General features: G+C 32.3%; 19 protein-coding genes and 1 riboswitch. Of the genes, 12 read left to right on the plus strand and 7 right to left on the minus strand.

The features are described from left to right. Positions 1 to 2: 2 nt before the first annotated feature. Entirely contained in the window at positions 3 to 659 is a 657-nt protein-coding gene (locus NOU10_RS03805; protein WP_255906043.1) for a hypothetical protein, read from the plus strand. A 68-nt stretch (positions 660 to 727) separates the two neighbouring features. Here the strand turns inward: NOU10_RS03805 and NOU10_RS03810 are convergent, their stop codons facing one another. Both NOU10_RS03810 and NOU10_RS03815 read right to left on the minus strand, forming a co-directional pair. Beyond that, a complete protein-coding gene (locus NOU10_RS03810) occupies positions 728 to 1,900 on the minus strand; it encodes an MFS transporter (RefSeq protein WP_255906044.1) in 1,173 nt (390 codons plus the stop codon). A 3-nt stretch (positions 1,901 to 1,903) separates the two neighbouring features. After that, positions 1,904 to 2,227 carry a MazG-like family protein gene (locus NOU10_RS03815; protein WP_255906045.1) on the minus strand — a complete coding sequence of 108 codons (324 nt, stop codon included), beginning with the start codon at positions 2,225 to 2,227 and terminating at the stop codon, positions 1,904 to 1,906. A 281-nt stretch (positions 2,228 to 2,508) separates the two neighbouring features. Here NOU10_RS03815 and yjeM point away from each other — a divergent pair, with 281 nt between their 5' ends. From yjeM to NOU10_RS03830, 3 genes are all read left to right on the plus strand, one after another. Further along, a complete protein-coding gene (gene yjeM, locus NOU10_RS03820; protein WP_255906046.1) occupies positions 2,509 to 3,999 on the plus strand; it encodes a glutamate/gamma-aminobutyrate family transporter YjeM in 1,491 nt (496 codons plus the stop codon). Positions 4,000 to 4,228: 229 nt separating this feature from the next. Next, positions 4,229 to 5,728: an ABC transporter substrate-binding protein/permease gene (locus NOU10_RS03825; protein ID WP_255906047.1), complete on the plus strand. Its 1,500-nt coding sequence runs from the start codon at positions 4,229 to 4,231 to the stop codon at positions 5,726 to 5,728. Continuing rightward, positions 5,721 to 6,461 carry an amino acid ABC transporter ATP-binding protein gene (locus NOU10_RS03830; protein ID WP_003705436.1) on the plus strand — a complete coding sequence of 247 codons (741 nt, stop codon included), beginning with the start codon at positions 5,721 to 5,723 and terminating at the stop codon, positions 6,459 to 6,461. Before NOU10_RS03825 ends, NOU10_RS03830 begins: the two co-directional genes overlap by 8 nt. Before the next feature lie 79 nt (positions 6,462 to 6,540). Here the strand turns inward: NOU10_RS03830 and NOU10_RS03835 are convergent, their stop codons facing one another. Next, entirely contained in the window at positions 6,541 to 7,137 is a 597-nt protein-coding gene (locus NOU10_RS03835) for a GDSL-type esterase/lipase family protein (RefSeq protein WP_255906048.1), read from the minus strand. A gap of 118 nt (positions 7,138 to 7,255) precedes the next feature. Between NOU10_RS03835 and coaA the strand changes: the two genes are divergently transcribed. From coaA to NOU10_RS03850, 3 genes are all read left to right on the plus strand, one after another. Next, the gene (gene coaA / locus NOU10_RS03840) at positions 7,256 to 8,176 is read left to right on the plus strand and encodes a type I pantothenate kinase (RefSeq protein ID WP_255906049.1); all 921 of its coding nucleotides are present in this window, start codon (positions 7,256 to 7,258) and stop codon (positions 8,174 to 8,176) included. Between the two features lie 111 nt (positions 8,177 to 8,287). Beyond that, positions 8,288 to 9,829: a glutamine-hydrolyzing GMP synthase gene (guaA, locus tag NOU10_RS03845; protein ID WP_255906062.1), complete on the plus strand. Its 1,542-nt coding sequence runs from the start codon at positions 8,288 to 8,290 to the stop codon at positions 9,827 to 9,829. Between the two features lie 261 nt (positions 9,830 to 10,090). Beyond that, a complete protein-coding gene (locus NOU10_RS03850; protein ID WP_255906051.1) occupies positions 10,091 to 10,891 on the plus strand; it encodes a zinc ribbon domain-containing protein in 801 nt (266 codons plus the stop codon). A 507-nt stretch (positions 10,892 to 11,398) separates the two neighbouring features. Here the strand turns inward: NOU10_RS03850 and NOU10_RS03855 are convergent. Then, positions 11,399 to 13,804: a Xaa-Pro dipeptidyl-peptidase gene (locus NOU10_RS03855; protein WP_255906052.1), complete on the minus strand. Its 2,406-nt coding sequence runs from the start codon at positions 13,802 to 13,804 to the stop codon at positions 11,399 to 11,401. Positions 13,805 to 13,985: 181 nt separating this feature from the next. Between NOU10_RS03855 and NOU10_RS03860 the strand changes: the two genes are divergently transcribed. The 4 genes from NOU10_RS03860 (at position 13,986) to NOU10_RS03875 (ending at position 18,808) form a co-directional block, all read left to right on the plus strand. After that, positions 13,986 to 15,161 (plus strand): cation:proton antiporter, encoded by a 1,176-nt coding sequence (locus NOU10_RS03860; protein WP_255906053.1) that lies wholly within the window; start codon positions 13,986 to 13,988, stop codon positions 15,159 to 15,161. A gap of 368 nt (positions 15,162 to 15,529) precedes the next feature. Next, positions 15,530 to 16,705 (plus strand): D-alanyl-D-alanine carboxypeptidase family protein, encoded by a 1,176-nt coding sequence (locus NOU10_RS03865; protein ID WP_255906054.1) that lies wholly within the window; start codon positions 15,530 to 15,532, stop codon positions 16,703 to 16,705. A 187-nt stretch (positions 16,706 to 16,892) separates the two neighbouring features. Beyond that, positions 16,893 to 17,498, plus strand: coding sequence for an NADPH-dependent FMN reductase (locus tag NOU10_RS03870; protein ID WP_255906055.1), 606 nt, complete (start codon positions 16,893 to 16,895; stop codon positions 17,496 to 17,498). A gap of 17 nt (positions 17,499 to 17,515) precedes the next feature. Then, positions 17,516 to 18,808 carry an NADPH-dependent oxidoreductase gene (locus NOU10_RS03875; RefSeq protein WP_255906056.1) on the plus strand — a complete coding sequence of 431 codons (1,293 nt, stop codon included), beginning with the start codon at positions 17,516 to 17,518 and terminating at the stop codon, positions 18,806 to 18,808. Positions 18,809 to 18,888: 80 nt separating this feature from the next. Here the strand turns inward: NOU10_RS03875 and NOU10_RS03880 are convergent, their stop codons facing one another. The 3 genes from NOU10_RS03880 to NOU10_RS03890 form a co-directional block, all read right to left on the minus strand. Beyond that, a complete protein-coding gene (locus NOU10_RS03880; RefSeq protein WP_255906057.1) occupies positions 18,889 to 19,449 on the minus strand; it encodes an ECF transporter S component in 561 nt (186 codons plus the stop codon). 3 nt (positions 19,450 to 19,452) lie between these two features. After that, the gene (locus NOU10_RS03885; protein WP_255906058.1) at positions 19,453 to 20,436 is read right to left on the minus strand and encodes a nucleoside hydrolase; all 984 of its coding nucleotides are present in this window, start codon (positions 20,434 to 20,436) and stop codon (positions 19,453 to 19,455) included. 17 nt (positions 20,437 to 20,453) lie between these two features. Further along, a riboswitch (PreQ1 riboswitch) is annotated at positions 20,454 to 20,498 on the minus strand. Positions 20,499 to 20,605: 107 nt separating this feature from the next. Continuing rightward, entirely contained in the window at positions 20,606 to 21,664 is a 1,059-nt protein-coding gene (locus NOU10_RS03890; protein WP_255906059.1) for an acyltransferase family protein, read from the minus strand. 153 nt (positions 21,665 to 21,817) lie between these two features. Here NOU10_RS03890 and NOU10_RS03895 point away from each other — a divergent pair, with 153 nt between their 5' ends. Next, the gene (locus tag NOU10_RS03895) at positions 21,818 to 21,958 is read left to right on the plus strand and encodes a hypothetical protein (protein WP_003701828.1); all 141 of its coding nucleotides are present in this window, start codon (positions 21,818 to 21,820) and stop codon (positions 21,956 to 21,958) included. Positions 21,959 to 22,041: the final 83 nt, after the last annotated feature.

The raw sequence follows: 22,041 nt of genomic DNA on the forward strand, positions 1-22,041 counted from the left end.
AAATGAAATTAAACAAATTAATTGTTACTTTTAGTAGTGTACTCTTAGTGGGAACATTAGCTGCATGTGGCAATAAGAGTGCCGAATCTCAAGCACAGACTTCTGCACATGAAAGTAGCGTTGTGGTAAAGAAATCTCATAAGAAGAGTGCAATTAAGGCTAAGGCAGTTTTTGCTGAAGATGCAGATGTTGCAGATAACACATCTAAGTCTAGCAAGTCATCTAGCGTAGATAGTGAAAAAGTTAATCCAGATAGTAGTAGCAGTAGTAGTAAAGCATTGGCTTCCTCTGCAGATGAGTTAACAGAACAACAACAAGCTGCACTAACAGGTTGGTATGCAGGAAACTATGCTAAAACAGACGGACAACCATCAGCAAACTCTAAAGTTGGTGTAACTAAAGCATCTCGTTCTCAAATGGGAACACCTGCTTTACCAACTGGTGGGGATACTTATTATCAAATGTATTGGCAAGATGGTTATGGTGATAAGTCATTGACTTACACTGTAAAAGATGGCCAAGTATACATTTATGATAATAATGGAAATTGGCAACAAACATCTATGCAAGCTATTTTAGATAAGGCTAAGAGCGAAGGTGCAACTGGACAAATCAGTACAGTGGCTGGAAATACCCAAATTACAAACGAACAAAAGTAATAATTTAGATACAAAGAAAAGCAATTTTGAAAGAGAAATATCTCGATCAAAATTGCTTTTTTATTGAATTAAATTTTATAAATTCTTTGATAAAAGATAGAACAAAGAAATGCATTTAGTAAAGCAAGAAAAGATAGTAAGAACGGGGCTTGTGAACTGAAATTATAAATAATTCCAGCTAGATAAGCACCTAAAATTTGTCCCAATGACTGTGTTGATTGATAAAATCCTAATACTAAGTTACGTGTCTCAACTTGAGCTTCTTGTGTAATTAAATCTTGAAGTAGTGGTGTACTCAAAGCATAGAAACCATAGAATATACAACTACTGATAACGTAAGCTGTTAAATGATGGCTAAATAAGATAAGTGCCATTAAAGTTGAAGCACCTAATAGTACATAAATTAAACTTTTACTAATCTTAGTATTTTTCATCAAATACAAGCCAATAGAAGTATTGACAATCAAAGAGATAATCCCAATTGCTCCTTTGAAAATTCCATTAAAACTACTGGAAAGATTAAATATGTCTTTTAAATAGTAGTTAAAACTTTGATCAAAGGCAGTATATCCCAAGTAAAGTAAGATTGAAACAGAAAATAATAGGACAAAAGCTCTATTCATAAATAAACGTCCATCTTCGAGGCGTTTGAGTGGATTTGATTCCTTCAATATAAGAGATAATTGCAAACTATCAGTGTTTTGCGAATCTTTTTCAAGTAAAAGATAGAATAATATTCCGACTAAAGTTAGTTGAATAACTTGAACTGCAAAAGATAGATAAACATTATACGCACCAAGCATTCCACCGACAAAATAACCTAAGGCGCTAGCAACCGTTTGAATAGTAGCATTAAGAGTTAAGTTAGCTCCTCGATTTGTTTCACTAGATAGATTAACAATATAGTTAAGCACACCCACAAAGAATGCACCACATGCTAGTCCGGCAAGTAATCGTCCAATTAAGATCAGGCTTGTTGTATGTCCAACTGCAAATAAGAATTGTGCAATAGCGTAGCCAATACATCCTATTGCAATAACAGACTTGGAGTTAACTATACCTGCAATTTTACTCCAAAAGGGAGAGGCGATAAAGATACCAAAAGACATTACAGCAAAGGCTGTTCCAAAGACAGAATTATCAAGATGAAGCATCTTAAAATATGTAGGTGTAACTGGGTGGGCATAATTAGCTGCTAGATTAAATAAAGCAACAAGAAAAAATAAAGTTTTTTTCTTCATATATTAGACATCCATATTAAAACGTTTCTTTAACTTGTTTTCACTATATTCAAGTAATTCATCAGATTTAATATCATATTTAGCAGCCAATACTAGCACTTGATCAATAACATCTGCCATCTCTTCTCTTAAATTGTCTTCTTTTTCAGCTTGATTTAGAACTTTTTCACCAGGATGATCGCGTCCAACTTCGATTGTCCGAACAGCACGAGATAATTCTCCAAGCTCTTCTGTCATGTAATTAACTCGATCTTGAGGTGGATACTTAAACCAATCTCTTTTTTCATAGAATTTAATCAACCATTGTTGATGTTCATTAATATCCAAAATACATTCACCCCTTCATAATAATAAAATATACAGGAAACAAGTATATTTTTCAAATTAGGCGAATTTTAGAAGAAATGAATTTTTTTGCAATTGTAAACTGATAATCAGTATAGACTGTATGAATATATAGTGAATATTGTGTTTTAAAATTCAAATTTATGGTATAAAAAATGAATTTTTATTATAAAACAATAAAAAATCTATCATAATTAGTACAAATTGTAGAAAAAAGAATATACTTTAGTAGTTAATAATTATACAAATATGGAGTGGAGATTTTGGAAGGAAATAAAAAGAAAATCACAACATTTGGCTTAGTTATGATGATTATTACCGCTATCTTTGGCTTTGGTAATGTATCTAATGCTTATGCACAAATGGGTTATGGTAGTATTATTTGGTATATTTTAGCAGGGGTATGTTTCTTTTTCCCTTGTGGTTTAATGATGGCAGAATATGGTTCTGCATTTAAAGATGCAAAAGGTGGTATCTATTCTTGGCTAGCTGAATCAATTGGAGAACGTGCAGCTTTCATCGGAACATTTATCTGGTTAGCCTCTTGGATTGTTTGGATGGTATCAACAGCTTCACGTATCTGGATAACATTTTCTGCATTAATTTTTGGGAAAGATACTACTCAACATTGGTCAATGTTAGGTTTGTCTTCCACTGAAGTTATTGGTATTTTAGGAATTTTATTCATTTTAATTTCAACATTCTTTACCACACAAGGAATGGATTCAATTTCTAAAGTTGGTTCTTTAGGTGGAATTTTTACAGTTGTAACTAATATTATCTTCTTAATTGCCAGTTTAGTTATTATCTTTGCTAATCATGGGCAATTAGCACAACCTATCCACGGAATGAAAGATTTCATCACTTCACCTAATCCACAATTTCAAACACCAATCGCCATTATTTCATTCGTTGTCTATGCAATTTTTGCTTATGGTGGAATGGAATCTTTAGGTAGTGTAACTGATAGTATGGATAAACCAGAAAAGACATTCCCTCGTGGATTGATTATAGCTAGTTTATTTACAATCGGTGCCTATGTAATCATGATATTTATGATAGGTTTCAGTGTTAACTATAATTCTGTTGTTGCTAAACACGGTGTAAACTTAGGAAATATTACATATATTGTCTTTAATCAATTAGGTGTTTATTTAGGACAGTCATTAGGTTGGTCAGCAGCTACATCTCATACAACAGGTATGTTAATTACAAGATTTGTAGCTTTAACACAAGTTCTAGGATTCTTAGGAGCTATGTTTATCCTATTATATTCACCAATCAAGTCATTTATTTTAGGTTCAGATAAGAGATTATGGCCTGAGAAGTTAACTCGTTTAAATAAACATAATATGCCTGCTAATGCAATGTGGTTACAAGCAATTATTGTTTGTGTAATTATCTTCCTAGTAGCCTTTGGTGGATCGGCAGCACAAAGATTTTATTTGATCTTAACTGATATGGCAAATGTATCAACTAGTTTTCCATATCTGTTCTTAGTTGGGGCATTCCCATTCTTTAAGAAAAAGAAGATTGAACATTCATTTGTAGCCTTTAAGAATCCATTCTGGACTAACTTATTAGTAATTATTATTGAAATTATCTTATCAGCAGGTATTATCTTTACTTGTGTTCAACCAATTTTAGATGGCGACTTTGAGACAGCCTTCTGGACAATTGCTGGTCCAGTCTTCTTCGGATTAGTGGCATTCATATTTTATCAAGTTTCATCAAAGAAACATAAAATGAAATAATTAGAGAAACATCAATGAAGTTTTGTAGATAAACAAGCTCATTGATGTTTTTATTTTATAGAAAACTGTTACATAAATATATTTTATTCATTTTTAATGCGATTTAAACATAAATTATGAATAAAATATACAAAATTACAAAAAATACTTGCATAAATAAACAATAAAAAGTATACTAATCATATCAACTTGAAAACTATAGATTATATTAACGAGGGAGATTATGAGTATGAAAATTTTTAAGAAGATAGTAATGCTTTTAGCTGTACTCATGATGGTAGTTACACCATTTGCTGCGATTACTGCTGATACAACTTCTAGCAGTTCTTCCGCTGATACAGCTAAGACAACAGACGATTCATTGAAAAAAGTAAAAGAAAAGGGAACATTAGTAGTTGGTTTAAGTGCCGATTATCCACCTTACGAATTTACCACTAAGCAAGATGGTAAGACTGAGTATGTCGGAATTGATATTCAAATTGCTAAGAAATTTGCTAAAGATCTAGGTGTTAAATTAGTTATTAAAAATATGAATTTTGATTCTTTACTAGTTGCACTTGAAACAGGCAAAATTGATACAATTATTTCTGCGATGAACCCAACTGATGAACGTCGTAAGAGTGTTGACTTCTCTAATATTTACTATTCTGGTGGTAAGTACATTGTTATCAACAAGAAAGACAAGAGCAAGTATACATCTAAGGAAAGTTTTAAAGGTCAAACAGTTGGTGCTCAAAATGGTGCTTTGGAATACAATTTGGTTAAACAACAATTCCCTGGAGCAACAGTTAAAGGATTAGCTAAGTTAAACAACTTAATTATTGCTTTACAATCTGGTAAGGTATCTGGGGTGTTGATGGAAGAACCAACAGCTAAGGCTTACGTACAAAATAATCCTAACTTATATGCATTTAACTCTAAAGTAAGTGTTGATGTTAACGAAACAGGGGCTGCGATGGCTTTCCCTAAAGGAGCGACAGCTTTAACTCAAGCTGCAAATAAGACAATTGCTGATATTAAGAAGAAGGATTTATTAGATAAAGAATACGTTCCAGAAGCAGCTAAGTATATGAAAGAATCTAGCAAAAATAACACAATGGCTAGTTACTGGACATACTTCGCAAAAGGTATTGAATATACATTAATTATTACAGTTGTATCTGTATTGATTGGTTTTGTATTAGGTATTATTCTTGCCTTAATGCGTTTAGGTCATAACAAACTTCTACATGGTTTAGCAGTTGCGTATATTGAATTTATTCGTGGTACACCATTAATGGTACAAGTAATGTTTGTATACTTTGGAATTGGTGCAGTTATTCAATCCTTACCAGCTTTAGCAGCCGGTATCATTGCTGTATCTCTGAACTCTGGTGCTTATGTAGCTGAAGTTATTCGTTCAGGTATTGAATCAATTGCAATTGGTCAAACTGAAGCCGCTAGAAGTTTAGGTATGAGTCAAAAGCAAACATATCAATATGTTGTTATTCCACAAGCAATTAAGAATATTTGGCCAGCCTTAGGTAATGAATTTATTACTCTGATTAAGGAAAGTTCAATTGTATCAGTCATCGGTGTAGGTGACTTGATGTATCAAACACAATTAGTTCAATCCGCTACTTATAAAGGGGTAGCTCCATTGGCTATCACTATGGTAATTTACTTTGTATTAACCTTTACATTATCTAAGGGCTTGAATTACTTTGAAGGGAAGATGAAACATGAGTAACAAAAAGATGATTGAAGTACAAAATCTTCAAAAAAAGTTTGGAGATAATCTCGTTCTTAAAGACATTTCTGAATCAGTAGAACAAGGTCAGGTTATTTGTGTAATCGGTCCTTCTGGCTCTGGTAAGAGTACATTTTTAAGATGCTTGAATGTGTTGGAACGACCAACAGGTGGGAAAGTAATTTTTGAAGGAAAAGACTTAACTCATATTTCTGAGAAGGAATTAGATACTTTACGTGAAAAAATGGGCATGGTTTTTCAAGGATTTAACTTATTCCCTAATATGAGTGTATTGGAAAATATCAAGTTAGCTCCAATGAAAGTTAAGAACGTTGATGAAGTACAAGCAGAAAAGACAGCAAAAGAATTATTAGCTAAAGTTGGATTAGCTGATAAAGCAAATCAATTCCCAGATAGTTTATCTGGTGGTCAAAAACAACGTGTAGCGATAGCTCGTGCTTTGGCGATGGATCCAGAAGTAATGTTATTTGACGAACCAACAAGTGCGTTAGACCCAGAAATGGTAGGGGAAGTATTGAAGGTTATGCGTGACTTAGCTGATTCCGGAATGACTATGGTAGTTGTAACACACGAAATGGGCTTTGCTAAAGAAGTTGCCGACCAAATTTGGTTTATGGCAGACGGTTACGTACAAGAAGTAGGAACACCAGAAGAAGTATTTGAACATCCAACTTCTGAACGTGCTAAAGATTTCTTAGCTAAGATCTTATAAGATTAAAAATAAAAAAGTAGCTTATAAAATAGCACTTGCTTCAACTAGGTTAGTTTGAGTAAGTGCTATTTGTGTATAGTCATTGATTTTCTAGTAAATCTTTTTCTTTATTTTCCATACTGATTTTATCTTTAGCTTCGATTAAAGGAACTAGTCCTTGAACTAGAAGCTCGTAAGCTTTTTTAGAATAATGAATATCATCAACTTGAAGTAAGTCACTAGATTTATAAGTGATTGCGACACTATGCCAATCATAGTAGGTAACATTAAGTTCTTTAGCCAACGCTACTATTCCTTGAGCATATTGGGATAACTTTTGATTAGGATAGAGTGTCTGTAAGCTAGTTCCAGTAATCCCAGGAGTGATGAGAATACATTTTTTAATCCCAATTAAAGTTACCATTTCTTTGATATTAGAGATAAAAGTTTGATAATCTGGGCCTTCATCTGTTACATCATTTGTACCAAAGAAAATAGTAACAATATCAGGACTACTTTGAATGACATCGGCTTGGATACGAGAAAGAGCCAAGTCAGTACGATCTCCAGGGACACCACGGTTTAAAATTTCAATATTTGGGAAATATTTTCTAATTTCGTTAGAAAATATTGGAGAAGGATAGCCATCAGTCATACCGGCTGTAATACTATCTCCAAATAAAACTAAATTTGTCATAGATAACTAATTACCACCTTTAAATTTATTTGTTATTAGCTCTTTGAAAGCGCAATATAATTATAAAATAATATGATATAATGAAAAAGTTAAATAATATGCAATTGTGAGAAAAAATATGGAAAATAGATTAAATTATTATAAAATAGAACGAAATGAATGGAGTAATTTTTATCAGGAATATATTGTTCCATTAACTGAAGAAGAATTGTTGAACTTAAAATCTTTAAATGATCAAATTTCTTTAAAAGACGTTCAAGATATTTATATGCCATTAGTACACCTTTTGAGAATACATCTAGATTCGCATCAGGAATTACAAGATAGGCAAGCTGAATTTTTAGGAGTAAAAGCTCAAAAAGTACCATTTATTTTGGGGATAGCGGGATCAGTTGCAGTGGGGAAAAGTACTACTGCTCGTCTATTACAGAGCTTATTAAGTGAAGTTTATCCGGATAAAAAGGTTCAACTTATTACAACGGATGGTTTTTTATACCCTAATCAAGAGCTAAAAAGACGTAACTTAATGGAAAGAAAAGGATTTCCAGAGAGTTATGATATGGGAAGACTATTACGCTTTGTAAATGATGTTAAGAATAATTTGCCTGCTAAAGCGCCAGTATATTCGCATAAAGTTTATGATATTGTAAAAGGACAATATGAAACAGTAGAAAGTCCAGATATTTTAATCGTTGAAGGGATTAACGTTTTACAATTACCAACTAATCAACAAATTTATGTGAGTGATTTTTTTGATTTTTCAATATATGTAGACGCTGAAGAAAATTTGATTGAAGAATGGTATCTGGAAAGATTTGAAACTTTACTAGATACAGCCTTCAAGGATCCTACAAATTATTACTATCCTTATGCGATTGGTGATCGAAAACAAGCAATTGAAATGGCTAAAAATATTTGGAAGACGATAAATCTTAAGAACTTACGGGAATTTATCTTACCAACACGTAATCGTGCTGATTTGATTATGCATAAGACGAATAATCATGCAGTAAATGAGTTGTTTTTGAGAAAATACTAAGTCAGTGATGAGTTATGGTTTAAAACATTGCTCAATGATTGCTAACTATGTATAATAGGTACAAAGTGTAATGAAATTTAAGATGAGGTGAAAGACTTGGCTAATGTTGATATGCAAACATTTGATAAAATTATCGTTTTAGACTTTGGTAGTCAATATAACCAATTGATTACACGTCGTATTCGTGAATTCGGTGTTTACTCTGAGTTACTATCACATAAGCTTACAGCCGCTCAAATCAAAGAAATGAATCCAAAAGGAATTATTTTCTCTGGCGGTCCTAACAGTGTTTATGATGATGGTGCTTTCCAAATAGATCCTGAAATTTTTGAATTAGGAATTCCTATTTTAGGTATTTGCTATGGTATGCAATTAATGGCACATAACTTACCAGGTGGTAAAGTAGAAAGTGCTGATAATAAGGAATATGGTAAGGCTATTATTACAGTTAAGGATCAAGAAAATGTAATGTTCAAAGAATTACCAGAAACTCAAACAGTGTGGATGAGTCACGGTGACTTAGTAACACAAGTTCCAGAAGGATTTGAAGTTACAGCAACAAGTGATAATTGCCCAATTTCCGCAATGGCTAATGATGCTAAGAAATTCTATGGGTTACAATTCCATACGGAAGTACGTAACACAGAATATGGTAACGATATTTTACGTCATTTTGCTTTCGACGTTTGTCAAGCTCGTAGCAACTGGTCTATGGACGATTTTATCGACATGCAAATTCAAAAGATTCGTGAAACAGTTGGCGATAAGAAAGTCTTACTTGGATTATCTGGTGGGGTAGATTCATCTGTTGTAGGTGTATTACTACATAAAGCTATTGGTAATCAATTAACAAGTATTTTTGTTGACCACGGTTTGTTACGTAAAGGCGAAGCTGAACAAGTTATGGATAGCTTGGGTGGCAAGTTTGGCTTGAATATTATCAAAGTTGATGCTAAAGAACGTTTCTTGAATAAATTAGCAGGTGTATCTGATCCAGAAAAGAAACGTAAGATTATCGGTAATGAATTCATTCGTGTTTTCGATGATGAAGCTGCTAAATTAGAAGGAATTGAATTCTTGGCACAAGGTACTTTGTATACAGATATCATTGAATCTGGTACAGATACTGCTCAAACAATTAAGTCTCACCATAATGTTGGGGGACTGCCAGAAGATGTTCAATTTAAATTAATTGAACCATTGAATACCTTATTTAAAGACGAAGTTCGTGAACTTGGTGAAAAACTTGGAATGCCACACGAATTAGTATGGCGTCAACCATTCCCAGGTCCAGGTTTAGGTATTCGTGTAATTGGTGAAATTACAGAAGAAAAACTTGAAATCGTACGTGACTCTGATCTTATCTTACGTGAAGAAATTGCAAAACATGGTTTAGATAAGGAAATTTGGCAATATTTTACAGTATTACCAGGTATTCGTTCTGTTGGTGTTATGGGTGATGGTCGTACTTATGACTACACAGTTGGTATTCGTGCAGTAACTTCGATTGATGGTATGACTGCTGACTTTGCACAAATTCCATGGGATGTATTGCAAGAAATTTCAGTACGCATTGTAAACGAAGTAGACCACGTTAACCGCGTAGTGTATGATATTACTTCTAAGCCACCTGCAACTATTGAATGGGAATAAGTTGCTAATGCAACTTGGTGACGAGATACCTATTTAATGGCAGTTTAGGGAACAAAATCTAATCAAAAAACAATAAAAATAACATGGTTGTTTGCCAAAAGTTTGCCAGTAGTGTAAAAAGCTACTGGTTTTTTAATACATCTATTGTTTTAAGTTGTTTATACATTTAGTAGAAAAATTACTTTATTTAGAATAAGATATAAATTTTCATAAAGAGAGTAGTATAATGTAATCATATTTTTAATTTAGGGGGAATATATTATGAATAAGTGTCCAAATTGTGGATCAGATACAAAAGAAGGTGCAAAATTTTGTACCACCTGTGGATATCAATTAATAAGGGAAAATGTTGATAATACTACTAAAACCAAACAGACAGTAAATACAGATAAAATGAAAGAAGTATCTATGAATTATTGGAATTGGTTGGTTTCGTCATGGAAGCATCCATTTAAAGTTGAAGATGGTGAAAAATATTCTGGTCTGGTAACTTTAGCCATTGAAAGTACCTTTTTTGCGTTATCAGTAATGATTTTAGTAAGAAAAATAGTAGGTACTTTTGTTGAAAATTCAAGTTCAATAACTTCATTCTTTTCTGGTGAAACTTCTTCTAGTACAAGTAACCCAGTAGGATTCAATGTGTTTATAGTATTCTTTTTAGCAACGTTTTTAGCTTCACTTGTAATAATAGGGGTTATATTATTGGCAGAAAAAGGCTTCTCAAATAGTAATAGAAATTATTTAAATTTAGCGAATGAAGTTGCACATAAGACATCTTCGATAATTTTATTAAATGCAGTGTTGCTTGTACATTCATTAATTGTATCTAATGCAAGTGCAAATTCTGTTGTATTAATAGATGTCGTTTTGGGGTTAATATCAATGATATGGATAATAGGAATATTATCAGTAACATTTGAATTAAAAGAAACAAAAATTGATAAAATTTATGTAGGTTTAGTAATTTATATTGCTTATATGATTGTAATAGCAATTACAGGGTGGATTGTGATTAACCATTATGCAAGTTTGTTAACTGATTTAATTAGTAAATTAATATGAGCCATATAACTTGAAAGTGGGAAAATAATAACAGAAAATTATTTCTGTAACTATCAATTATTAGAAACTGTAGAAAAGTTAATAGCCTTGAATGTTACATGCTCATAATAATAAAGTCTATTATTACAACTATAAAGTAATAATAGGCTTATTTTAGTTATTGTTATGTTTAGATACTGAAGAAATATAAGAATTTATGCAAGAAAGAGTTAAATTTGTACAAATTAGGAAATAGGTTCTATGTTTAGATTTACAAATTAGATAAAACCAAAAAAATAATGAGTGTGAAGAAAAGTTGTAGTCGGTCTATTTCAAACAAATTAATATGATGTGATACTAAATGATAATATTTTATTAGAAAAATAGGTCAAGAAAAAAATTCTGTTAATTATTTAATATATGATTATAATTAATTATTTTTTAGGGAGTATGAATTTGATTAATAAGTAGAATCAATAAACGCAGATAAATCAAGACAATAATGTCTTGTTTCATCTGCGTTTTTGTTTATTCCTCTATTGGGAGTAGGCAATATGAGCCTGTAGTATCAATGCGATATGAAATTTCTTCATTACCTTGTAAAGTCATTTCCATATCAGTTGCATAGATTACTAGACCTAATTTATGTCCTTTAGGAAGATGATAGAACATAGGTTGCGTAGTAATTTCAACATCATAGAACTTATTAGCTTCAAGTTCATCAGTACTAAAGTCGTTATGACGATTCTGTAAGTTCAAGTGAGCTTGTGTAATCATCTTAAACGGTGTTTCTTTAGCTAACTTAAACTCTACTAAATTATCTTCTTGCCAATGATAACCTAAGTCTAAGCCACGTCTTTCAAGAATTGTAGGAGTAGCTCCTAGACGTTTAGCATCGCCATAATCAACCAACTTAACACTAACCAAACCATGATCAAGTTGACTAGCGATCTTTAATTTGATTTTAGCAACACCTTTAAGTAAAGTTTCATGCTTTAAAGGTTCGCTAGTGAGGATCAAACGGTTAGCTTCAAGTTTTGGACTAGTTGATGCAAGAATATCTTCTTTCCAATTATTGATATTTGCTTGATAGTGTTTAAATGTAGCTTCTGGTAAATAATCGTTAAATTCTAAAATTTGTTTTTCTTTCTTTTGTGCAGAGAGAGAATTAGAATTTAAGTATAATTTAGTGAAGTTCTTGCTTTGCCAACTAGAATAAGTTTCCCACGTACTTTCTTTAGTGTTATTTTGAACTAAGATATCTGGGAGTAATTCTTTAGCATTATTCTCAACACCATATAATTTATGACTTAACCAAAGATTCATCATATCTGTGAAATCAAGTGATTGGAAATTGTTGATATAGATATGTTGACCTTGATGTAAGATAAGTTTCTTAGTTACTTCAATATCACCAAGTTTGTTATATAAGTTAAATACATTCTTTAACTTAACATTCCAGTCATTAAGACCGTGAACCATCACAATATCACACTTAATGTTGCCTACGTCTTTTAAATAATTACGTGCGTCCCAGAAAGTATTGTAATTACCAGTGGTTCGATCTTGATTTTTAGTGATAGTTGATAAGAATCTGTTAAAGCCATCTTTAACACGATTATAGTCACCCGCACTTTTTTGACGACTAAAACATTCTTCAGCCAAAATGTCGGCATCTTCTCCAGGAAATCCACCCGGTGCAATAACAAGTCCGCCTTCACGATAGTAGTCGTACCAGCTAGAAATAGCTGCTTCACTAATGATAGTTTCTAATCCTTCTACACCAGTAGTAGCAGTAGCTGTGGCAAGTGTTCCTAGATATGATTTTCCAGTCATCGCTACTTTTCCATTTGACCACCAAGCAGGGATAGCTTTATTTGCTTCTTTAGTTGTAAAAGCTGTTCTCTTTCCGTTCAACCATTCAACAACATCCTTAGCTCCCAAAGTTTCAGCTTCGTCACCACAAGTACGGTATCCGTCAGAATCTAAAGTCCCAACTCCACCAGAATAGACAACAGCGAATCCACGAGCTAGCATGTAGTCATTAAAGGTATATGTAAATAAATGTTCCCAACTTTCTTCAGCATTTTTAGTAGAAATTACGACTGGGCGTTTCTTAGGAAGTTTAGTTGCTGGCTTATGGTATTTAATATCTTGATAAGAAAGATGTTTAACTTCCTTACGCTTAATCGGCAGATCTACACTGTGCATCATTTTCTCAGCACTAGCATCATTGGTTCCTAAATAATAAGGGCTAGCTGTGAAAATGGTTGGAACTTTCATACCTTTATCAGTTACAGCTGGACGTGTAATGATAACTTTTAGTAAATCACGTTTATCATCATGATCTGTATCTAATTCTGATTCAACATAGACCACCTCGTGGATAAGTTTACTTGTATCAAAAACAGGTTGGGCTTTTCCATTAAAGAAAATTGGTTCTGCTAGGTTTAATTTATAAAACTGTGTGAAATAACCACGATTGGCTAGAATATCGAGTAAAGTTTGTCCTTTTTTAGTTGAAGTACACAATAAGTCATACCAGGCATTTATAACATCATTAGGATGATTTATCTCTTTTTGGTATGGTAAGTTTAATTTGTCCATTGCAGAAAATGGATCTTTTAAATCAAAATCTAGTCCAACTTCAAAGCCTAAAAGCTGTAGACCAATGGCATAGAAAGCTCGAGAATTTATCTTACTAGAATTTAAATAAGTTAAAACATCAGCATTCTCAGTAGCTGCTAGATTAAAAAGAGCTTGATTTTTAGCAGCTTCAGATTTGTAGTTTGGGAAAGTACGTTTTAAAAACAAATGGTAGATATGATTGCTAGCTAAATCTTCATCACCAGCGTGAAGAAAAGCAATACGATTGAGTTCAGTTAATTTTTGTTCAAAAGGAACTTGAACATGAGCGAATTGATTGAATTTCATAATAACGGTCCTTTCTTTTAGAATGTTTATTATCATTATAGACTTTTTATAGAAAAACTTCTATGGTCATAGAGGTAACGTTTACATTGGATAGTCAGAGTATTTGACTTTTAAGACAAATATTTTTTTTGTAAAATATATATTGTAGAGTAATTTTTAGGTACTTTGAAAGGAAGATTATATGACCTATTTAGGAACACTTTGCTTGGTTTTGCTGACAACTGCTTTTGCTGGCAGTATTAGTCGGAAAATTGGAATGCCTGCAGTAATTGGACAATTATTAGTAGGTATTATTCTAGGTCCAGCAATGCTAGGCTGGGTGACAAATAACAATTTTGTCCACATTTTTTCAGAAATTGGTGTGGTCATCTTGATGTTTATGGCAGGATTGGAAAGTGATTTAGATTTATTAAAAAAATACCTTAAACCTGCCACTTCAGTAGCTTTATTTGGTGTAATTGCGCCAATTATTTTAGTATATCTGTTAGGACGAATTTATAATTTTACTAATGAAGAAGCAATTTTTCTTGGTGTAACTTTTGCTGCGACTTCTGTGTCTATTTCAGTTGAAGTATTAAAAGAATTAAAAAAATTAGATACTAAAGAAGGTACTACTATACTAGGAGCTGCAGTAATAGATGATATATTAGCAGTTTTAATTTTAAGTATTTTAGTAAGTATTTTTAGCGATGTTGCTAAGGCAGAAGGTGGACATACACAGTCAAATTTAGGTATAGGTATTTTAATTCAAGTGATTTACTTTATTGGGATTTACCTAGTTTTCAGATGGATTGCACCATTTTTAATGAAGATAAGTGAAAAGCTATTAATATCTTCAAGTGAAATTTTAATGTCACTAGTAATTTGCTTGGGAATGGCATTTTTTGCTGATTTAGTTGGTTTAAGTGCAGTGGTAGGTTCTTTCTTTGCTGGAGTAGCAGTTGCGCAAACTCCATATAAGAGAGAAATAGATTCAAGTATTGAACCAATCGGTTATGCAGTATTTATTCCTATGTTTTTTGTGTCAATTGGATTAAGTATGACGTTTAAAGGATTATGGACAAACTGGTTATTCATAGTAGTCTTGTTAATTTTATCGTTACTAACCAAATGGGGTGGATGCGGACTAGGTGCCAAATTATTGGGTATGAGTTGGCATTCAGGTGATATCATCGGTGCAGGAATGGTTTCTCGTGGAGAAATGGCACTGATTATCGCACAGGTAGGATATGAGGCGCACTTGTTATCAGATAAGTTTTATTCAAGTGTAATCATTGTAATAGTTTTGACGACAATTATTGCACCATTTATGTTAAAATCAGCTATTATGCGAAAAGAAAAAGCAGAAGCTAAATAGTAAGAATAAAAGACGGATGAATTATTAAAAATAATAATTTTTATCCGTCTTTTTTAAAAGTTATGCACATCTTTGTGTATAACTTTGTGAATAAGTGAAGAATCTCTACTTAATTATATATAAAAATATGAAATTACATACGGATATTAAAAATAATAAGTAGTTTATACACATTTTTTGTGGATAAATAGTGGATAAGTTGTAGAATAATAACAATTTTATCCACTTATATTAAAAGTTTGGATTTACAAACGTGGATAAGAATAATTTAAGAAGTGAAAAAATAAAACAATCTTAGTTTAACAGAATAGAAATAAATATAAGGTATTATTAAGTAATAATTCAATTAATGAGGAAGAGTATTATTTATGAAGAAACTATATAGAAATTGGTTAACATTAATCATATTAGGGATGGCAATTATAATTAGTATGGGGAGCCTAGAAAAAATAAAAGCTGATAGAGTTGATGCAAAAGCCGCGTATATGATTGATGCTGGCACCGGACAAGTTTTGTATCAACAAAATGCTAATAATAAATATCCTATTGCGTCGTTGACTAAAATTTTAACTTTAGCGGTTATCATGAAAGATATCCACAATCAAAAATTAAACTGGGATCAAAAAATTAAAGTAAGCAAAGATGTAGCAGATATGGCTAATAACTGGCAATTTTCTAATGTTCAATTAAATGAGGGTGAAAGCTATACCGTTAGATCGTTGGTAGAATCTATGATGATTGTGTCAGCAGACGGCAGTACTGAAGCTTTAGCTTTAGCAGATGCTGGAAGTGTTCAGGCATTTAATGAAAAAATGAAAGAGGTAGCCCGTGAGGCTGGAGTTACGGATGCTGAAATTTATAATATGATTGGTTTACCCAATTCAGATTTAGGTAAACTAAAGTTAAAAAATGTGGACGATAATCAAGAAAATAAATTTTCAGCAAAAGATATTGCATTAATTTCAAAATATTTGGTAAACAATTACCCAGAAGTAATAGATATTACTAAACAAAAGAATGTTGATTTTAAAATAAGTGCCGATCAAACATATAATATGGAAAATATTAATTATATGTTAGAAGGAAGTTATGCAGCTCCTAAAAATGGAACAATAGATGGTCTTAAGACTGGTTTTACAGATGATGCTGGGTATCGCTTTGTAGGAACTGGTACTTTCAACGGACAACGTGTTATAACAGTTGTTTTAAATACTTCGGATTACAATAAGCAATTTGCTGAAACTAACAAAATGATTGAATCAGTTATGAATAATGATAAAGTAGTAAATACTAAAGATATAAAAAGTGTTGCTCAGGCTCTTAAGAAAGACAAAAAAGTAAGTTTGAAAGTAAATGATACTAACATTTGGGTAGCAAAAAATACAGATCCTAAACTAATAAAAGCTGAATTGACTCTAGATAAAGATCTATCTAATGCAAAGATTAAATCCCAAAATAGCAAGAATGAGAATATTGGCACAATTAAAATTAGTTCTCCTGGAGTATCAACAACAGAACTAAATGTTAATTTAAAAACTAAATAAATTAGTTATAAAAGTGTAAAGCAAGTAGATAAATACTGGTTTTATGCTTTTTAATTTTGCCAGATATAAAAATATTTTATAGATTCAAAAAATAATTTAATAAAACTGAAAGTGCTTGCAACGAAACAGACTTTGTGTAAAAATAAACTTATAAAGATAATTAATTAGTTAAAGGAAGTTGAAGCTTATGAACCACTATGTTGGAATTGCCGGCACTAATGATTTAAAGTCTACCAATCTTAAATTAATGCAATATATTAAGAACCATTTCAGTAAAAAAGCAGAAATAGAATTAGTTGATATTAGTGACCTACCAGTATTTTTTAAGAACAAAGATAGAGTTATCCCAGAAAAAGCAGCAGAAATTTCTATGAAGATCGAAGCAGCAGATGGCGTGATTATTGCTACACCTGAATATGATCATTCAGTACCTGCTGTTTTAATGAATGCATTAGAATGGCTATCCTATGCAAGACATCCTTTTGTAGGTAAACCAGTTATGATTGTTGGAGCTTCTTACGGTACTTTAGGTACTTCGAGAGCTCAAGCACATTTACGCAGAATTTTAGATTCACCAGAATTGAGTGCTAGAATTATGCCAAGTTCAGAATTCTTATTAGGTCATTCATTGCAAGCATTTGATGAAGATGGAAATTTAAATAACGAAGAAAAAGTTACATTATTAGAGGGCTTGTTTGAAGACTTTGAAGTATTTTCAAATATTTCAAAACATCTAACAAATGCTAATGATGAACAAAGAAAAGAAGTAGAAAACTATTCATGGAAAGATTAGTCAAAGGAGTGTCATAGATGAAATTAGTAGGAATTATCGGTTCAATTGCCGATGAATCATATAATCGTAAATTAATGCTATACATAGCAAGCCATTTTAAAGAAACAATTGATATTGAAATTCTTGATATTAGAGATGTTCCAATGTTTAGAGCAGGAATGGAAATGGGACCAGCTGTAGAATATTTAGATAAGAAGATTTCTGCAGCAGATGGTGTAATTATTGCAACTCCTGAACATAATCATACAACTACAGCTGCTTTAAAGAGTGTGATTGAATGGTTATCTTCTAGTGTTCATCCATTCGCAGATAAACCAGTATTATTGGTAGGTGCTTCTTACTTTGAACAAGGTTCTGGTAGAGCACAATTAGATTTACGTCAAATCTTAGAATCTCCAGGGGTAAATGCTTTAGTAATGCCAAAGGATGAATTCTTATTAGGAAATGTCAAATCAGCTTTTGATGAAAATGGTAACTTAAAAGAAGCAAGAACTGTTAGTTTCTTAGAAAGTGTTATGGGCAACTTCTTAAAGTGGATCAAAGTCTTAAAAGCTATGAAGAAAAATAATGATGTAAAAGGTGACTGGGAATCAGAAGACCTAACTGCATCTCAAGAGATTGATACAACTGTTAAGGGTGTAGATATGAAGGCTGAAGACTGGGTAGAACAAGCTGCAGCTAAGACTAATGCAGTCGAAGGTGATACTTATGTTAAGTTAGATAGAGGCCTTTTGACAGTTAACCAACTTAACTGGTTTTTGAATACAATGCCAGTTGAATTGACATTTGCTGATGATAATAACCAATTTATCTACTACAATCGTATGGATGAAAATCCTAAAGATATGTTAGCACCTCGTCAACCTAAGCAAGTTGGGGATCCATTAGAATCGGTTCACCCAGAACGTGCTTTGAAGGGTGTAAAACATGTAGTTCATTCATTACGTACAGGTGAAACAGATCTTGTAAGTATGCCAGTACCTTTTATTAATAAGGTTAATGAAAAGCATGTGATGCATTATTACAAGGCAATGCATGATGAAGATGGTCGTTACCGTGGAATTAATGAATGGGTAGTTGATATTTGGCCAGTAGTTGAATCTTATTTGAAGATGACAGGTCAAAAATTGGTAGCTGATGAAAATGCAAAAATAGATGCAACATCCGGAGCTTCCGAGAAAAAAGAAGAACCAGTAGCTACTCCTGAAACAGACGCAACATCAGGTGCCTCTGAATCAGAAACAAAGGTAGAAGAAGTAAAAGTTGCTGAACCAGAAGTAGATGCAACATCAGGTGCTTCTGAATCTTAATAGATATGAAAGTCGAGTTTGGATACTCGGCTTTTTTTGATAAAAAAACAAGATTAGTCTATGCTAATCTTGTTGAGAAATTAATATTTAGTTACTCCTAAAGACATACGACTCTTTAGGATTTTGTAAACAAGTGAAACGACATAAATAGCAACTAAACGATCGAGATAGTCAGTTCCAACTTGAACAAGGAATACAGCTAATCCTTTACTTAAACCTAATTTAGCCAGTATTTGTACGATAATAGCAGATCCAGAGCTAGTAATGCCATGGAATAGGAATAATGTTATAGCAGAACTTACTAGGGTAGCAGGTAAAGAAATAATAATAGCTAACCACCATAACTTTTTAAAGGTATCTGCTGCATAGTGTGAATATACTAAGCCAGCGATAAAACCGATTATAAGTTGGACTGGTAAGTAATATAGTGAAAATAGGTCAGTTGTTAATCCGACAATGATTGAAGTTAAAGCACCTACAGTAACGCCACCAACTGGGCCGGCTAAAGACGCAGCTAGAATGGTACCGATAGTGTCTAAGTAAATTGGAAGTTTCAAAAGTAAAGCAATGTTACTTCCGACAATATTTAAGGCGATGCATAAAGCTAAGATAGTTATGATTTTAGTTGATAATTTTTTCATGAATTATTCCTCCGATATTAATTGTGGCAAAATTTTTTCCAGAAGTTCTGCATCAATTGAACAGGTACGTTGCAAGAAGATTTGCATAAAACGTATGTTATCTACCTCTGTCAAAATGTGACTGTTGATAGGTCTATGCCAAAAATTCATTTCGTCAACGATACTTTGCCCGATACTAATACCTTTAGTTTCAATCTCAGTATGAGAATCAAAACCAGTACATAATTCTGGGAAAATGGTGTAAGCCACTGCTAAAGGGTCATTAATGACGCAGCCGATAACTTTTTCATATTTCCAATGAAAATCAAAATAGAATCTTGTAATTTTCTGAATAAAATCAGCTTGTTCTGGATTAACTTGATGAATTAGCTCCAAAATATTTGGAGTAAGCACAATTTTTCGTGTAACATCAAGTCCTATCATTTCGATTTTTACGGGAAGATGTCGATAAACATAATTAGCAGCATCAGGATCACACCAATAATTATATTCGGCTACAGGAGAGCAATTACCAAAACTTTTGAAATTTCCACCCATTGAAACAAAGCGAGTACAGTTATTCCAAACATCTGGCTGTGCTTGATGAGCTAATGCAATATTGGTTAGAGGACCTAATGCAATAATTGTTAGATTAGGATTATCAGCTAGAGTCTGATTAATAAACTTGCTAGCATTATCGTGAATAGGAATACCTGAGATTTCAGGTAGATAAGATTCACCTAAACCGTCTTTACCATGAGTATCCATAGCATCAACATAGTCACGTTTAAGTGGTGCTGCTGCACCTTGATAAACTGGAATATCAAGACGATTTAAATGATTTAAGATTTTGAGGGCATTTTTAGCACCTATATCGGAAGGAACGTTACCGGAAACGGTTGTGATACCGATGACTTCTAGTTTGGGCGATGTTAAAGCTAACATCAAGGCCAAACTATCGTCAATTCCTGGATCACAATCAATGATAACTTTTTGTCTGTCATTCATTTCTCCTACCTCCTTTGAGATTCTTGGTTTTTTATACTGGGAAGTTTACGAACCAGTCCAAGTTAAACTTGAATTTAATGAATGTACCTAATTAGTATAAGGCTGTTTGTGAGAAATTGGAAGGAATAAATAAGCTTCAAGAATAAAAAGAATTCTTGAAGCTTTGAACTTATTTAAATTTAAAAGGATATTTTCTAAACATATAGAATGAACGAATAATTGGAATATAGGGTACGATAATAATAGCTATATAAGTAAAAATGATACGGTAAATGATTAAAGCTATAGTAAATATCAGCATTCCATGTGGTAAGAAAATATGTTGAACTAAGGCTGTTATGTTAAGTGCAGAAATATCTATAATATGGAAACAGAGTACAATTAATGATAACTCACCATATTTTTGTACGATATGTGTAATATTTTCAGGTGAGATATTAGCAAACCATTTTGAAAATACCATGATAGCGTAACTACCAGCGATTCCACCAATAATAGCACCTGTATAGCTTGTTGCAGCAGATACATTAAGATAAAAAGGACCAATTTTTGCTGTGACAAACCAAATAGATACTGAAAAAATAAAAGTGATGAAATTGCCATTATTAACTAAATTATATTTCTTAATTAAAAATCCAAACCAATAAAAGATAAGACTAACTAAAACTGCATCTAAAGACCATGGAAGTTGAATAAATTTTGCTATATAAAAGCCGATAAAAGTAGTAACTATAAATATTATAGTAGTTACATTATCTGATACCTTATATTTAGTAGTTAGTTTAATAATAAAACTGTAAAAAATATTTGCTAGAAACATAGCTAATAAAAACCAAATAGCACCAATAGCTGGAATAAAGAACTTTCCAAGTAAATTATTGATAGGTGTCCCTGCTCCATATAAAGCTGCTAGAGTTGCATATCGTGTACTATCAGCGATGCGTCCAAGATAAATTGGGTGAAAATGCAGTGAGACAGCAGTTATCACTATCATAATAAATGATGTAAAAATATATGGAAGTAATAAATTGAAAAATCCACCTGTTATTATTTTAGAATATGATTTATCTTTATGAAGATAACCAGATAAAACAAAGAAAATAGGAACATTGACTGCAAATAAGATATTGCTGAAGTAATTTCCAGTATATGAATTTAGAGAATGGGCAAAAATAATAGCGAGCATTCCTATAGCTCTGGATACATCGATCCAAGTGATTCTTTTCATAAATAATAACTCCTTGTTATTGATTGAAATATATTAGCTTAAATATACCATAAAATCATACAGCATGAGAAAGAATTTTGGATAAGTCCTTGAAATAATTTGTAATTTAAGATAAAATAAGCAAGTATATGAGTTGAAAAGGAGGAACTAAGAATGTCACAAAACACACATGTTGGCGTAGCAAATGATCGTCGTCCTGTAAACTCCAAGAACATTAAGAAGCGTCGTGCACAACATCAAGCTGTACTTAACTTCTTAAAGGAACGCGACGAAGCAGACAAGGAAAGCAAGTAATTAAGTTTTTCCTTGGATATTATATATCAGATAACTAAATATTGATATCTTCCACATGTTGATCTTCCAAGGAAAACATGTGG

The organism is Ligilactobacillus sp. MP3 (assembly GCF_024436335.1).
Classification (GTDB): Bacteria; Bacillota; Bacilli; order Lactobacillales; family Lactobacillaceae; genus Ligilactobacillus; species Ligilactobacillus salivarius.

Excerpts from the sequence above, each read along its gene's own strand:
- NOU10_RS03805 (WP_255906043.1), top strand. The coding sequence starts at position 3 with ATGAAATTAAACAAATTAATTGTTACTTTTAGTAGTGTACTCTTAGTG.
- NOU10_RS03810 (WP_255906044.1), bottom strand. The coding sequence starts at position 1,900 with ATGAAGAAAAAAACTTTATTTTTTCTTGTTGCTTTATTTAATCTAGCA.
- NOU10_RS03825 (WP_255906047.1), top strand. The coding sequence starts at position 4,229 with ATGAAAATTTTTAAGAAGATAGTAATGCTTTTAGCTGTACTCATGATG.
- NOU10_RS03830 (WP_003705436.1), top strand. The coding sequence starts at position 5,721 with ATGAGTAACAAAAAGATGATTGAAGTACAAAATCTTCAAAAAAAGTTT.
- NOU10_RS03835 (WP_255906048.1), bottom strand. The coding sequence starts at position 7,137 with ATGACAAATTTAGTTTTATTTGGAGATAGTATTACAGCCGGTATGACT.
- coaA (WP_255906049.1), top strand. The coding sequence starts at position 7,256 with ATGGAAAATAGATTAAATTATTATAAAATAGAACGAAATGAATGGAGT.
- guaA (WP_255906062.1), top strand. The coding sequence starts at position 8,288 with ATGCAAACATTTGATAAAATTATCGTTTTAGACTTTGGTAGTCAATAT.
- NOU10_RS03850 (WP_255906051.1), top strand. The coding sequence starts at position 10,091 with ATGAATAAGTGTCCAAATTGTGGATCAGATACAAAAGAAGGTGCAAAA.
- NOU10_RS03855 (WP_255906052.1), bottom strand. The coding sequence starts at position 13,804 with ATGAAATTCAATCAATTCGCTCATGTTCAAGTTCCTTTTGAACAAAAA.
- NOU10_RS03860 (WP_255906053.1), top strand. The coding sequence starts at position 13,986 with ATGACCTATTTAGGAACACTTTGCTTGGTTTTGCTGACAACTGCTTTT.
- NOU10_RS03865 (WP_255906054.1), top strand. The coding sequence starts at position 15,530 with ATGAAGAAACTATATAGAAATTGGTTAACATTAATCATATTAGGGATG.
- NOU10_RS03870 (WP_255906055.1), top strand. The coding sequence starts at position 16,893 with ATGAACCACTATGTTGGAATTGCCGGCACTAATGATTTAAAGTCTACC.
- NOU10_RS03875 (WP_255906056.1), top strand. The coding sequence starts at position 17,516 with ATGAAATTAGTAGGAATTATCGGTTCAATTGCCGATGAATCATATAAT.
- NOU10_RS03880 (WP_255906057.1), bottom strand. The coding sequence starts at position 19,449 with ATGAAAAAATTATCAACTAAAATCATAACTATCTTAGCTTTATGCATC.
- NOU10_RS03885 (WP_255906058.1), bottom strand. The coding sequence starts at position 20,436 with ATGAATGACAGACAAAAAGTTATCATTGATTGTGATCCAGGAATTGAC.
- NOU10_RS03890 (WP_255906059.1), bottom strand. The coding sequence starts at position 21,664 with ATGAAAAGAATCACTTGGATCGATGTATCCAGAGCTATAGGAATGCTC.
- NOU10_RS03895 (WP_003701828.1), top strand. The coding sequence starts at position 21,818 with ATGTCACAAAACACACATGTTGGCGTAGCAAATGATCGTCGTCCTGTA.